Source organism: Kitasatospora sp. NPDC004615 (genome assembly GCF_042873545.1).
Lineage (GTDB): Bacteria > Actinomycetota > Actinomycetes > Streptomycetales > Streptomycetaceae > Kitasatospora.
In genome coordinates, this window is sequence record NZ_JBIALQ010000001.1 from 1,356,366 (window position 1) to 1,370,215 (window position 13,850).

General features: G+C 73.0%; 11 protein-coding genes. 6 read left to right on the top strand and 5 right to left on the bottom strand.

Going from position 1 to position 13,850, the window contains the following annotated elements:
* Positions 1-72: 72 nt before the first annotated feature.
* Positions 73-831, top strand: a complete 759-nt coding sequence (locus ACFYS8_RS06050; protein ID WP_387636346.1) for a serine hydrolase — start codon at positions 73-75, stop codon at positions 829-831.
* Here ACFYS8_RS06050 and ACFYS8_RS06055 read toward each other — a convergent pair.
* Positions 775-1,953: an aminotransferase class I/II-fold pyridoxal phosphate-dependent enzyme gene (locus ACFYS8_RS06055; protein ID WP_387636348.1), complete on the bottom strand. Its 1,179-nt coding sequence runs from the start codon at positions 1,951-1,953 to the stop codon at positions 775-777. The genes ACFYS8_RS06050 and ACFYS8_RS06055 overlap by 57 nt on opposite strands.
* Between ACFYS8_RS06055 and ACFYS8_RS06060 the strand changes: the two genes are divergently transcribed.
* Positions 1,952-2,194, top strand: coding sequence for a hypothetical protein (locus tag ACFYS8_RS06060; RefSeq protein ID WP_387636351.1), 243 nt, complete (start codon positions 1,952-1,954; stop codon positions 2,192-2,194). The genes ACFYS8_RS06055 and ACFYS8_RS06060 overlap by 2 nt on opposite strands.
* 66 nt (positions 2,195-2,260) lie before the next feature.
* Here the strand turns inward: ACFYS8_RS06060 and ACFYS8_RS06065 are convergent, their stop codons facing one another.
* Both ACFYS8_RS06065 and ACFYS8_RS06070 read right to left on the bottom strand, forming a co-directional pair.
* The gene (locus tag ACFYS8_RS06065; RefSeq protein ID WP_387636354.1) at positions 2,261-3,772 is read right to left on the bottom strand and encodes a M1 family metallopeptidase; all 1,512 of its coding nucleotides are present in this window, start codon (positions 3,770-3,772) and stop codon (positions 2,261-2,263) included.
* A 143-nt stretch (positions 3,773-3,915) separates the two neighbouring features.
* Positions 3,916-4,377: a PACE efflux transporter gene (locus ACFYS8_RS06070; RefSeq protein WP_387636356.1), complete on the bottom strand. Its 462-nt coding sequence runs from the start codon at positions 4,375-4,377 to the stop codon at positions 3,916-3,918.
* Positions 4,378-4,480: 103 nt separating this feature from the next.
* Between ACFYS8_RS06070 and ACFYS8_RS06075 the strand changes: the two genes are divergently transcribed.
* Positions 4,481-5,365, top strand: a complete 885-nt coding sequence (locus tag ACFYS8_RS06075) for a LysR family transcriptional regulator (protein ID WP_387636359.1) — start codon at positions 4,481-4,483, stop codon at positions 5,363-5,365.
* A gap of 75 nt (positions 5,366-5,440) precedes the next feature.
* Here ACFYS8_RS06075 and ACFYS8_RS06080 read toward each other — a convergent pair whose 3' ends face one another.
* The gene (locus ACFYS8_RS06080) at positions 5,441-6,046 is read right to left on the bottom strand and encodes a TetR/AcrR family transcriptional regulator (RefSeq protein ID WP_387636361.1); all 606 of its coding nucleotides are present in this window, start codon (positions 6,044-6,046) and stop codon (positions 5,441-5,443) included.
* Positions 6,047-6,139: 93 nt separating this feature from the next.
* Between ACFYS8_RS06080 and ACFYS8_RS06085 the strand changes: the two genes are divergently transcribed.
* Positions 6,140-7,177 (top strand): aldo/keto reductase, encoded by a 1,038-nt coding sequence (locus tag ACFYS8_RS06085; protein ID WP_387636364.1) that lies wholly within the window; start codon positions 6,140-6,142, stop codon positions 7,175-7,177.
* 31 nt (positions 7,178-7,208) lie between these two features.
* On the opposite strand, the gene ACFYS8_RS06090 is transcribed toward ACFYS8_RS06085, so the two are convergent.
* Complete coding sequence (locus tag ACFYS8_RS06090; RefSeq protein WP_387636366.1) at positions 7,209-8,354, bottom strand: LuxR C-terminal-related transcriptional regulator; 1,146 nt, start codon at positions 8,352-8,354, stop codon at positions 7,209-7,211.
* A 261-nt stretch (positions 8,355-8,615) separates the two neighbouring features.
* Between ACFYS8_RS06090 and ACFYS8_RS06095 the strand changes: the two genes are divergently transcribed.
* On the top strand, positions 8,616-9,893 hold the full coding sequence (locus tag ACFYS8_RS06095; protein WP_387636369.1) for an acetyl-CoA carboxylase biotin carboxylase subunit family protein: 1,278 nt from the start codon (positions 8,616-8,618) through the stop codon (positions 9,891-9,893).
* 220 nt (positions 9,894-10,113) lie between these two features.
* On the top strand, positions 10,114-13,830 hold the full coding sequence (locus ACFYS8_RS06100; protein ID WP_387636371.1) for an amino acid adenylation domain-containing protein: 3,717 nt from the start codon (positions 10,114-10,116) through the stop codon (positions 13,828-13,830).
* Positions 13,831-13,850 lie beyond the last annotated feature (20 nt).

Consider the following 13,850-nt stretch of genomic DNA (forward strand, 5'->3'; position numbering starts at 1 on the left):
CTACGGAGGAATGTGACGGCCAATCAGTCCTACTTCGGAGTAGGCATCGCGGCGGGCCCCTACGATGGCACGGTGCTCTCGGTGGTAGTGGCGCCCGGGCAGGGTGCTCCGGTGTTCGCGCGCGGTGCGCAGGTACCGCACGATGCGGCGAGCACGATGAAGGTGGCGGTGCTGGCGGCCTTGTACCGCAGCGGAGTCGACTGGGACGCGCGGGTGCCGGTGGTGAACCGCTTCCGGTCGCTGACCGGTGCGGTGTACGGCAACAGCCGCTCCTGGGACAGCGATCCGCTGCCGTGGGAGCACCTGGGCGAGCGGGTGCCGCTGCGCTGGCTGGCCGGGCGGATGGTCACCCACTCCTCCAACCTGGCGACGAACCTGTGCCTCGAACAGGTCGGCCCGGAGGCGGTGGCCGAGGTGTGGCGGCGCGCCGGGGCCACGGGTGGCAGCCCGCGCGGGATCGAGGACTACCCGGCCCGCGACGCCGGCGTGCACAACCGGGTGAGCGCCCTGGACCTGGTCCGGCTGCTGCAGTCGCTGGAGGGCGAGGTCCTGGCGCTGCTGGAGCACAACGCGCACCGGGTGGACCTGGCCGCGGGCCTGCCGCCCGGTACCCGCCTGGCAAGCAAGAACGGCTGGTTCCCCGGCCTGCGGCACAGCGCCGCGCTCGTCCACCCCGACGACGCGCCGCCGTACGTGCTGGCCGTGTGCTACACCGGGCCGCTGGCCGGCGGTCACGACGTGGAGGATCCCGCCGCGCGCCTGCTGGCCCGGATCTCACGCGGGGTGTGGCAGCGGCGGCAGGCCATCGCCGTCGCCTCCGCCGACCGCTGACGCCGTGTCCGGCGCCGGACCTTCCCCTGCGGTGGCGGCGATCAGTGCGTCGAGGCCGGCCCGGTTGAGCAGGTTGATCCGTACATGGCCTTCGTGGCCGTCGAGTTCGAAGAACCCCGCGTCCATCGCGAGGAAACGCTCCAGCGGCGCGCGGGGGCGAGCGAAGAGGAAGAAGCCGCACTCGGCGGGCACTTGGGCGGCCAGCGCCCCGCTCGCCGCCAACGCCCGGTGGTTGTCGCGGATGTGCCCGACCAGAGCGGCGTTGCCGCCCGCCAGCATGAGGTCGGCCGCGCGGTGGGCGAACAGGCGGTCGGAGACGGCGACGTCGCCGTGCAGGTTGATGTGCAGGTCCGCAAGTGACGGGCGCAGCGCGGCGGGCACCAGCAGGTGGGCAGCCCGATAGCCGTGGATGGACAGGTACTTGGTGGGGCAGATCAGGCGCACGGTCCGCTCGGTGGGCAGCTGGGCGCTGGCCTCGCCCGGGCGGCCGTCCCACGGCATGTACTGGAAGGTCCCGTCGACGAACACCAGCGAGCCGGTGGCCCGCTGCCAGTCGGCGACGGCCCCAAGGACCTGGGCGGGCACGCGGCGCCCGGCGTACCAGACGGGGTCGGTCAGGACGAGGACGCTCCGCTCGGCGGGCAGGTCCAGGTCGAAGCCGTCGTGGTGGGCGTGGGCGCGGGCCACCGGGACCGGCTCGATCCCGAACTCCCGTAGCAGGTAGGCGAGTTTGTAGTAGACCGGCGGCAGGTAGTGGATCCGCCGGTGGCCGTTGGTGAGCAGCCACAGCACGAACGTGGCCAGCAGGCTGCTCGATCCTCCCGCCGGAACGACGTGCCGCGCTTCGTAGGCCACACCGTCGAGGCGGGAGTGCATGCGGGCGATCTTGGCGCGCAGCGCCGCGTCCTCGTCCAGCGCCGAGTAGCGGGTCACGTCCGTCAGGCGGTGCGGCGCGAGGTCGGCCAGCTCGCCCAGGTACGCCTCCACGAAGGGGTGTGCGCCGTTGTAGTCCGACACGAACACCCGGCCCCGGGGGTGCAGCCGCTCGGCCTCGATCCACTCGTGCCGCTCCAGCATCCGGAACAGCGACGGCTGCGCCGTTCGTCCAGCTCCTGTGCCCATGCCCATCCCCCATGTGTACGACAGCCCTGGTGGAACCGTATTCGCGCCCGGGTTCACATCTGCCCCGCCCACCGGTGAGAAGAACGCGGCCGAGTGGGCGGCCATGACCCCCGAGGAGCAGGCGGAGCAGGAGGCCACGCGCGCCGCCGCGCACGACGCGTCCCTGCCGGAGAGGGCGAATCGCGGCGAGGAGTACGTCGTTCTGCGCGAGGACGAGATCCAGAGCGTCATCGGGGGCTGACGGCCCTGCGGCGAATCGGCCGGGCCGGCGGTCCCCACGGACCGCCGGCTCCTCATAGCGGGAGCGTCACTTCCAGTGCGTGTGAACGGAGTTGGCCTCCTGGATCTGCCGCCAGGACTTCGGTTCCGCCAGCGGCTGACCTTCGGCCCGGCTCGCAGCCGGTGCGGTGGCGTTCGGGCCCGGGCCGACGGGGGGCTTGGCGGGGGTGAAGAGCCAGGTGTTCAGCAGGTCGCCGAGCTTCTGGCCGGAGATCCGCTCCGCGTAGGCCTGGAACTCCGGGATGGTGGCGTTGCCGTAGCGGCGCTCGGTGGGCCAGCCCTTCAGGATCCGGAAGAACGTTTCGTCGCCGACGGTGTTGCGCAGCGCCTGGATGGCGGCCGCGCCGCGCTGGTAGACCGCCCAGTGGAACTGGTTCTCGTCTCCGGGGTCGCCCGGCTTGACCTTCCAGAACGGGTCGTCGGCGGGGTGCGAGGCGTAGACGTAGTCGGCCAACTCCTGTGCGGTGCCCTCGTTCTCGTGCTCGGACCAGAGGTACTGCGCGTACTGGGCGAAGCCCTCGTTCAGCCAGATGTCGCTCCAGCGGGAGAGCGAGACGCTGTCGCCGTACCACTGGTGGGCCAGCTCGTGCGCGACGACGGAGGTGTTGGATCCCCGGGCGAACACTCCGGGCCCGTAGAAGACCCGGGTCTGGGTCTCCAGGGCGCCGCCGGCCTTGAGGTTGGGCACGTAGCCGCCGACCGAGCTGAACGGGTACTCGCCGAAGTAGCCGCTCAGCCAGTCCACCAGTTCGCCGGTGCGCTCCACGCTGGCCTTGGCGGCGTCCGCGTTGTCCCCGAGGTCCTTGCTGTAGGCGTTGTAGACCGGCAGCCCGCTCGCGGTGACGTCCCGGGTGATGTCGAACTTCCCGATCGCCAGGGTCGCCAGGTAGGTGGCCTGCGGCTTGTTCTCGCGCCAGCTCCAGCGGGTCCAGCCCGCCTGCGAGCTGGTGCCGGTCAGGACGCCGTTGCTGATCACCTGGGTGCCGTCCGGCACCAGCACCGAGACGTCGAAGGTCGCCTTGTCGCTGGGGTGGTCGTTGCTCGGGAACCACCAGCCGGCCGACACGGGCTCGCCGGCCGCCACCGCGCCGTCCGGGGTTCGGCTCCAGGCGGTGAAGCCGCCGTACTTCTGCACCGTCGACGGCACGTCCTTGTACCGCACCACGACGGTGATCGGGGACCCGTGGGCCAGCGGCCGGGCCGGGGTGATCTCCAGCTCCTGGTCTCCGCTGGTGGCGAAGGTCGCGGGCCGCCCGTTGACCTGGATCTCGGAGACCTTCAGCGCGAAGTCGAGGTTGAACCGGGAGAGGTCCTGGGTGGCGGTGGCGAGGATGGTCGTGGTGCCCTCCAGCTCGTCGGTGGCGGGCTGGTACTTCAGCCGGACGTCGTAGTGCGAGACGTGGTACCCGCCGTTGCCGAGGGTGGGGTAGTACGGGTCCCCCAGGCCGTCCGCGCCCGGTTGGAAGCCGGAAGCCGAGGCGGGGACGGCCAGGAACAGGCTCAGGGCGCTGGCCGCAGAGACGATCAACCTCTTGCGCACGTGGTCCTCCAGGGATCACCGAGACGATGGGGTCGGATCGATCCCTGTCCCGGCGACCGCCCGCCTACTCCCCGGCGGTGAGAACTTCATGAAGAAACACACCATCGAGACGGTGCCGCCACAGACACCGGACCGTCCGTCAACTACGGCTGCGCGACAAGGAGTTGCTCGTCCGAAGCCACGACGTTCACCGCCGACGCCGGAACCCCGAAGATCCGGTCGAAGGCCCAGTTGTAGGCGAAGGTGTAGAAGGGGACGTAGATGATGAACGTCAGGTCGAGCAGGAATGCCCGGACCAGGGTGAGCTCCAGCCACCACGCGATGAGCGGGACGAGGAAGCAGACCAGCGAGGCCTGGAACCCCACCGCGTGCAGGATCCGGCGCCACACGGTGCGGGTGCGGTCGGCCCGGCGCGCTTCCCATGCCTCGAAGAGGTAGTTGAACGCCATGTTCCACAGCGTCGCCGTGACGGTGATCATGATCGCCAGCGGTCCGGTGGAGGACATCGAGTCGCCCGTCAGCAGTGTCATCACCGAGGTGCCGATCACCAGCCCGAGGATCTCGTACCCCCCGACGTAGACCAGCTTCCGCTTTATCCCCTGCATGGTGGTTGCTCCTCTTTCGCCTGCCCGAGAGAGAAGAAGCTAGTTCAGGTAGTCTGGCGAAAAAAGCAAGGTTCTTTCAGGAACACTGACAGGTGGAGCTCGCATGGCGCTCTCCAGCGACGACATCACGCTGATCCTGGCCGTAGTGGACCACGGCTCCTTCTCCGGCGCGGCCCGCGCGCTGCGCCGGGTGCCCTCCGCGGTCAGCATGGGCATCGCCAACATCGAGGCCGAGCTCGGCTACCCGCTGTTCGACAGGTCCCACCGCGAGGCGGTGCCCACCGCGCAGGCGATGGCCCTGGTGCCGCAGGCCCGCACCCTGGCCAGCGGCCTGCGGTTGCTCCAGGTGCACGCCGCGCAGTTGTCGCAGGACCTGGAGAGCACGCTCACCGTCGCCGTGGCCGCCGGCATCCGGGACCGGGAGCTGCTGGACGCCGTGATCCGGATCGGCGCCCGCTACCCGCTGCTGCGCGTGAACCTGCAGCGCGCCCCGCAGGACCGGGTGCGCGCGATGCTGCACCAGGAGCGCATCGACCTGGCACTGATGGCCGCTCCCCCGCAGGTGGACCGGGAGGAGGCCCGGGCCGCCGTGGGAGAGGTGACCTTCGTCGCCGTGGCGTCGGCCACCGTCGACACGCCCAGCCTGCCCGCCGACCTGCGGCGGCTGGAGGACCTGAGCACCAGCCGCCAGATCGTGCTGGCCGGCCCCGACGACCCCGCCGACCGCCGGCTGCTGATCTCCGACGACCGGTGGCACGTGGAGGCGGTGGAAGCCGCACTCGACCTGGTGCAGGGCGGCGCGGGGTGGGCCAACCTGCCCACGCACGCGATCCGGGAGGCGGTCGCCGCCGGCCGGCTGCGGGTGCTGGAGTTCGACAACACCAAGAACGGCGTGCCCCTGCCCGTCCACCTGGCCTGGCTGCGCAGGAAGCCGCTGCGCCGGGCCGCGGGGGAAATCGTCGAGCTGATGCACCGCAGCCACCGCTGAGGATTCAGCGAAAGGTCCGTCAGCTCCGCCTCGGCGGACAGAGCGTGGAGATGCACCGCAGCCACCGCTGAGGATTCAGCGAAAGGCTCCCGCCCTGGCGGCGGCCTCGGCGGCAGCGGCGGCCCGGTCGGCGGCGGCCTCGTCCAGCGGTTCGGCCGTGGTGAGCATGCGGTAGTAGAGCGGCGCGGAGACGGCCCGGACCACTTCCTCCGGGTCGGTGCCGGCCGGCAGTTCGCCGCGTTCGACGGCCTCGGTCACGCAGGGGGCCCATTCCGCCACCCGGACCCGGTAGAAGCGGTGCAGCGCCTCGGCGGCGACCGGGTCTCCGGCGGCGGCGACCAGCACGGCCCGGAAGAGCGCGCCCTGCCGGGGGTCGGCCAGGGTCTGCTGGACGAGCCGGGCGTTGGCGCGCAGGTCACCGTGCAGCGATCCGGTGCGGGCGCGCGGCAGCGACTGTTCCGCCATGTCGGTGAGCACCTCGGCGAGCAGCGCGCCGACGGTTCCCCAGCGCCGGTACACGGTGGTGCGCCCGACCTCGGCGCGCCGGGCGACGTCGCCGAGGTCGAGTCCGGCGAAGCCGACCTCGACGAGTGCGTCCTCGGCGGCGCGCAGCACGGCGGTCCGGACGCGGGCGGTGCGGCCGCCGGGTCGCTGCATGCCCGAAGGGGTCGGTGAACTCATTAACGGGACTCCTGTTCCATTAGCGCGGCGCAACGTGTTACGGTCGCCCCATCTTAACGGCACCACAGTCCCGTTAGCGAAGGAGCTTCCGTCATGGAATACCGCCGCCTCGGCGCGTCCGGCCTCGTCGTCCCCGCCCTCTCCCTGGGCACCGGCACCTTCGGCGGCAACGGTCCGCTGTTCGGCAACTGGGGCACCACCGACGCCCGGGAGGCCCGCCGCCTGCTCGACATCTCGATCGACGCGGGGCTGACCATGTTCGACTCCGCCGACGTCTACTCCGACGGCGCGTCGGAGGAGGTCCTCGGCCAGGCCGTCAAGGGCCGCCGCGACCAGGTACTGATCTCCACCAAGGCCGGACTGCCCACCGGTGACGGGCCGTTGGACGCCGGCACCTCCCGGGCCCGGCTCATCACCGCCGTGGACGCCGCGCTGCGCCGGCTCGGCACCGACTACATCGACCTGTTCCAGTTGCACGCCTTCGACGCCGGCACGCCGGTCGAGGAGGTGCTGGCCACCCTGGACGACCTGGTGCGCGCCGGAAAGATCCGCTACACCGGCGCCTCCAACTTCGCGGGCTGGGAGCTGATGAAGTCGCTGTCCGCCGCCGACCGGCACGGCCGCCCCCGCTACGTCACGCACCAGGTCTACTACTCGCTGGTCGGCCGGGACTACGAGTGGGAGCTGATGCCGCTCGGCCGGGACCAGGGCGTCGGCGCGATGGTGTGGAGCCCGCTCGGCTGGGGCCGGCTCACCGGCCGGATCCGCCGCGACGCCCCGCTCCCGGCCGACAGCCGCCTGCACGCCACCGCGGACTACGGCCCGCCGGTGGACGAGGAGTTGCTGTACGACGTGGTGGACGCGCTGGTCGCGATCGCCGAGGAGACCGGCCGCACCGTCCCGCAGGTGGCGATCAACTGGCTGCTGCGCCGGCCCACCGTCTCCTCGGTGATCATCGGCGCCCGCAACGAGGAGCAGCTGCGGCAGAACCTCGGCGCGGTGGGCTGGGAGCTGACGCCGGAGCAGGTGGCCCGGCTGGACGCGGCGAGCGCCCGCACCGCGCCGTACCCCTACTACCCGTACCGCCGTCAGGAGGGCTTCGCCCGGCTCAACCCGCCGATGGCGGGCTGAGGTTCGGCGGGAGAGCCGGGCGAAGCGCGGATCACCCCGCGGTGCGGCAGCGGCCGGCGGGTCTGGGAACGGTGCCCGGTGGGGCGGCCCCCTTGACCTCGTCGGCCGCCGCGGCGTTCCCGGCCTCCGCGGTCGCCTCCTCGTGGTCGGCCCCGGGCGCCGCCGTGGTGGCCGGCCCGGCCGGGAGGTCGTCGTCGGGGGGCGGGAAGCTGAGGCCGGCCAGCTCGTCGCGGAGCAGGTAGCCGGCGTGCAGCCGGTTGCGCGCGCCGATCCGGCGCATGATCTCGGAGATGTGCCGCTGGCAGGTGCGCACGGACATGCCGAGGCGTTTGGCGATCAGCTTCTCCTCGTAGCCCTGCACCAGCATCCGCACGATGGACGACTTGATGTTGTTGGAGGTCTCCCGGACGCGCTGGCGCTGCTGCACGGCGGGGAACTCGTCGGCCGCCACCCAGGCGCGTTCGAAGGAGGCGACGGCGAAGTCGATCACGCTCGGGTCCTGGACCAGGGCGGCGCCGAGCGGTTCGTCGCGGAGTTCGATCAGGGCGGTGGCCCGGTCGAAGACGATCACCCGGACGAAGGCGTCGCTGACGGTGCGGACCTCGGCGCCGAGTGCGGTGACCTTGCGGACGTACTCGACGGTGTTCTGGTCGTACTGCGCGGTGTGCTGGTAGAGGGTGCGCATCCGCACGCCGCGGTTCAGCAGGGACTCGGTGCGGTGGAGCGATTCGCTGAGCACCTCCTCCGAGCGGGCGCCGCCGGGCTGGGAGGCGAGCACCTCGGTGGTGCTGCGGGCGGCGAGTTCGGTGATGGTGCGGCGCACCGACGCCAGATCGGTGAGGCGTTCCACCTGCTTTCCGGCGACCCGTCCGAGGGTGCTGGACTCGTAGACGGGCAGCAGCGCGGCCAGGGTGCTGTGCATCTCCTGGAGTTCGCGGTGGTGCCGGACCAGGTCGCGGACGGCGGGTGCGAGCGCCTCCATTCCCGCCCGGGCCGGGGTGTCGGCGCGCAGGTGCCCGTCGGGGGCCTGCCGGACCAGACGCAGCTCCAGCAGGTGCCGGACGGCTAAGTCGAGGTCCACGCGGTCCGCGGCGAGGGCCGCGTGGAGTTCCGCGAGGGAGGCCGGGCCGTGGTCGGCGAGGTGGCGGTACACCTCGGCGCCGACGGCGCGGGCCACGGATGGATCTAGTTGCGTACTGGTTTCCACCTGATCCTCACTTGTCGCCCATCGTCTTCTTACGTGGCGAGAATACGAGCCCCACCGGACACGCCACCGACGATTTTGATCATGCACAGTAATTCCTGAGCGGCGATGACCGATTGCTGCCCGGATCTGACGGGTTATCACCATGTCCACACGTTTCATCCGTGACCTCGGGTGGGGCTGACCGCCGACACCCGGCCGTACGAACCCACGCCTTCGAACGGAGCAGGTCAGTTGTCCAGCGCACCCAACTTCGTGTCCCCCGACCGGCGTTCACCGCACCGGCTGCCCCTGCTCGCGGTCGTCTACGACCTGGGGGCGGTCGGACCGGCCGAGATCGTCGCCGCCGCCCGCGGCCTGTGCCGCGTCGTCCTGCTGTGCGACCCCGAGCGCCCGCACGTCGCCCGGATCCTGCCCGAACTGCGCAGGTTCGCCGACGTGCTGGAGACCGGAGCCGACCCCGAACAGACCGCCCGCGCACTGGCGGAGCTGATGCCGGACGGCATCACCACCTTCAGCGAGTACGCGATACACGCCACGGCGGAACTCGCCGCCCGGCTCGGCCTGCCCTACCACGACGGCCCGACCGCGGGCCGGCTCACCGACAAGTACCTGCAGCGCGAGGCGCTGGCCGCCGCCGCGGTGGACGCCGTACGCTGCGTCGCCGTCCGGCAGCCGCCGGAGATCGACCGGGCGCTGACCGGGGTCGGCGCACCCGCCGTGGTCAAGCCCCGTCGCGGCGCGGGCAGCCGGGCCACCCACCGCGTCGACACCATCGCCGAACTGGCCGACCTGCTCGGCGCGTTGACCGCCGGCGGCGACGAGGAGTACGTCGTCGAGGAGCTGCTCACCGGCGACCCGGCGGCGGCCGGCGCCGACTGGGGCGACTACGTCTCGGTGGAGTCACTGGTCCGCGACGGCGAAGTCCGACACGTCTGCGTCACCGGCAAGTTCCCGCTGGCCGAACCGTTCCGCGAGGTCGGCCAGTTCCTGCCCGGCGTGCTGCCGGCCGACCTCACCGAGCAATGCACCGCGCTCACCGAACGCGCCCTGCACGCCCTCGGCGTCACCGTCGGCGTCACCCACACCGAACTGAAACTCACCGACCGCGGCCCACGCGTCATCGAGGTCAACGGCCGGATCGGCGGCTACGTCAACGACGTGCTGGGCCGCTCGGCCGGCTACAACCTGCTGGCCGCCGCCCTGCGCACCGCACTCGGACTCCCGCTGCCCGACGACGGACCGGCGTTCCGCCAAGTCGCCTTCCGCCGCTACCTGGTGGCCCCCGCCACCGCCCGACAGGTCGTCAGCCTGAACGGCGCGGACCGGATCGGCGCCATCCCCGGCGTCCAGTACGTCGAGTGGCGGGCCACCCCCGGCGCCCCGCTCGACTGGCGCGACGGCACCCAGGGCTGCCTCGGCGTGGTCTACGGCATCGCCCGTGACCACGACGCCCTGCGCCGGATCGGCGCCGAGATCGACCGCCTCTTCACGCCCGTGTTCGCCCACTGAGCGACCCCCCCCCCCCCCCGACCGGGCCTTCCTCCGCCCCTCCCGTCGCAGGCCACAAGCCTCTTGGCCGCGACGAGGCTTCCGCACGCCCCGCCCCGCTCCACCGGCCGCCGCCCGGCCCGCCCCCGACCGGGGCCGCCGGGTGGCTCACCGCCGCGCGTCCCCGAGCACCAGACCCGGCCCAACCGTGTCCGTCCCACCATCGAAGGAGCGCACGTCCGTGGACCGCCATCGCCTCGGCGCACCCGCCGATCCACCCCACTCCCGACCTCCCGAGCGTCCCGAGCGGCCGCTCGACCTGCCCGGCGCCCGGCCCTGCACCGGCCGCTGCGACCTGCGGCACACCACCGTCCGCCTGCCCCGCACCGGCGGTGACCCGCTGGCCGCCCTGTTACTGGTACTGCGCAAGTACACCGGCGCCGACCTGGTCCCGCTCGGCCGCCTGGACGCGGCCGGCCGGCCGCTGCCCGCCGTCGAGGTGGGGGTCGATCCGGCCGCCACCCTCGCCGAGTTCACCGCCCTCGCCGCCGAGGCGCTGCGCACCGCCGACGGCGGCACCGGCCCGCAGAGCGTGCTGCTCGCCGACACCCCGCAGGCGCTCGCCGCGCACCCACTGCCGTTCGACCTCGCCGTGTGCGCCACCGAGGACGGCGCCGAACTGCGGCTCGACGTCCGGGTGCACGCCGACGCCGTCGACCCGGCCCTCGCCGAGGCCCTGCCCCGGCACCTCGCCCTGGTGCTCGACGCCCTCGCCGAGCGGCCCGACCAGCGCGTCGCCGACACCGGCATCATCGGCGCGCAGGAGCGCGACTTCGTGCTGCACGAGGTCAACGCCACCGCCGTGGACTACCCGCGCGACGCCTCGCTGCCCGCGCTGTTCGCCGAGCAGGCCGCCGCCCACCCCGAGCGCACCGCACTGGTCGGCCCGGACGGCGAGTCCCTGAGCTACGCCGAACTCGACCGCCGCTCCGCCCGGTTGGCCGGGCGGCTGCGCGCCGCCGGGGTCGTCCCCGGCAGCCGGGTCGCGCTGCGCGCCGAGCGCACCGCCGCGATGGTGGTCGCCACCCTGGCGGTGCTGCGGGCAGGCGCGGCATACGTGCCGGTCGACCCGGGCCACCCCGAGGAGCGGGTCGCGTACACGGTGGCCGACAGCGGCGCGGTGCTGATGCTCACCTCCGACCCGGGCCTCCCGGGCCCGCTGCCGCTCCTGTCCTGGGACACCGCCGACGGCGACCCGACCGGCCCGGACAGTCCGGCGGCCGCCGAAGCGACGGCGTACGTGATGTACACCTCCGGCACCACCGGCCGGCCCAAGGGCGTGCCGATCAACCACCGCAGCGTGGTGCGCCTGGTGCGGGGCAGCGACTTCGCCGAACTCGGCCCGGACACCCGGGTGTTGCAGACCGGCGCGCCGGTCTTCGACGCCGCCACGCTGGAGATCTGGGGGCCGCTGCTGAACGGCGGCACCCTGCACCTGGTCGACGACTCCGTGATCCTGGACGCCCGGGCGCTCGGCCGGGCGGTGCGCGAACGCGGCATCACCACCATGTGGCTGACCGCCGCCCTCTTCAACCAACTGGTCGACCAGGACCCGGCCCTGCTCACCGGCCTGCGCGAACTGCTGGTCGGCGGCGACGCGCTGTCCGTCCCGCACATCGACAAGCTGCTCACCGCCTGCCCGGGCCTGAAGGTCACCAACGGCTACGGGCCGACCGAGAACACCACCTTCTCCACCACCCACCCGGTCACCCGCCCGCTCGGCGAGCGCATCCCGATCGGCCGGCCGATCGCCAACTCCACGGCGTACGTGGTCGATCCGGACGGCGGACTGCAGGCCGTGGGCGTCCCCGGCGAGCTGCTGGTGGGCGGCGACGGCCTGACCGCGGGCTACCTCGGCCGGCCCGACCTGGACGAGCGGGCCTTCGTCCCCGACACCTTCGGCGGCGGCGGGCGGCTGTACCGCACCGGCGACCGGGTGCGGCTGCTGCCCGACGGCGCGCTGGAGTTCCTCGGCCGGGTGGACCACCAGGTCAAGATCCGCGGCTTCCGCGTCGAACCCGCCGAGGTCGCCCAGCAGTTGATGCGGGAGCCAGGCGTGCGCGAGGCCGTGGTGGTGGCCCGGCAGTACCCGGAGACCGGCGAGAAGTACCTGTGCGGGTACGTCGCGGCCGACGCCGCCGCCGACCCGGCCGCCCTGCGCACCGCCCTGGCGGCCCGGCTGCCCGAGCACCTGGTGCCGGCCCGGATCGTCCGGCTGGACGCGCTGCCGCTCACCCGCAACGGCAAGGTCGACCGGGCGGCGCTGCCACTGCCGGAGGCCGCCGCACCCGATGCCGGCTACGCCGCCCCGCGCGACGAGCTGGAGCGCTTCCTGTGCGAACGCTGGCAGCAGGTACTCGGCCGTGAACTCGTCGGCCTGGACGACGACTTCTTCGACCTGGGCGCGAGTTCGCTGACCGCCGCGATGCTCGCGGGGGACGTCCAGCGGGAGTACGCCGTCGACTTCTCGGGCGTGCTGATCCTCACCCACCCGACGGTGCGCGAGGTCGCCGAGCTGCTGCGCGCGGCGTTCGCCGAGGCCGCCGACTGGCCCGCCGACGCGGGCGTCCGGGAGCTGCCGACCGCGCCCGAGCTGCCCGACCACCCGGTCACCCCGCAGCAGAAAAGGCTCTACGTCGAGCAGTTGAAGGACCCGTCGACAACCCAGTACCACGTCCCGCTGGTGGTCGACCTGCCCGCCGGGCAGGTCGGGGCGGACGCGCTGGAGGCGGCACTGCGGCAGCTGATCGCGCGTCACGAGGTGCTGCGCACCGCCTTCGTGCACGACGGCGACGAGCCCCGGCAGCGGGTGCTGTCCGAGGTGCCGTTCGCGCTGGAGCGCGAGGAGCGGACGGTGCGCGAGCTGCTGCGGCCCTTCGACCTGGCCGAACCGCCGCTGCTGCGCGCCGCGTTCTTCCCGCGCGGCGACCACGACCGGCTGCTGCTGGACGTCCACCACATCGTCGCGGACGGCACCTCGGTGGCGGTGCTGCTGGCCGAACTGGCCGATCTGTACCGGGGCGTGCCGCTGCCCGAGCCCAAGCACCAGTACCGCGACTACGCGCACTGGTGGCGGCAGCACGGCGAGGCGATGGCCGAACGCGAGCACCGGCCGTACTGGCTGGAGCTGTTCGCCGAGCCGCAGCCCGCCGCCGACCTGCCGGTGGACCGGCCGCGGCCCGCCACCCGGGGCACCGCGGGCGACCGGACCGCCTTCGACCTCGGGCCCGAACGCACCCGTGCGATACGGGAGTTGGCGTCCCGCCACCGGGTGACCGTGTTCGGTTTCCTGGCCGCCGCGCACGCGCTGTTCCTGTCCGCGGTGACCGGCAGCCACGACGTCACCGCGGGCGTCCCCACCGCCGGGCGGACGGTGCCGGGCACCGAGCGGCTGCCCGGCATGTTCGCCGGCACGGTCTGCCTGCGCAGCCGATTCGAGCCCGGCACCCCGTTCGCCGACCACCTGCGGGCGGTCGCCAACCAGGCGGTGCAGGCCTTCGCCCACCAGGACCAGCCGTTCGACACCCTGGTCGAACTGGTCGCCGGGGAGCGGGACTACAGCCGCAACCCGCTGTTCGACGCGATGCTCGCCTTCCAGGGCGGCGGGGTCGGACCCGGCGACTTCCTCGGCGCGCGGCCGCGGTTCGCCGACACCGACACCGCCCACACCATGTTCGACCTGAACCTCCAGTTCCACGAGGCCGGCGAGTCCGTCGAGGCGGTGTGGGCGTACAGCACCGACCTGTTCGACCGCGCCACCGCCGAGGCCTTCGTCCGCCTGCTGCTCGACATCGTCGACGGCGCGCTGGCCGACCCGCACGCGCCCGTCGGCCGGCTGATCCGCCCCGCGGCACCGACCGTCGCCCCGGCGGCCGTCGCCATCGAGTTCGACCTGTGAACCGCGCCCCGGGCGGCCCC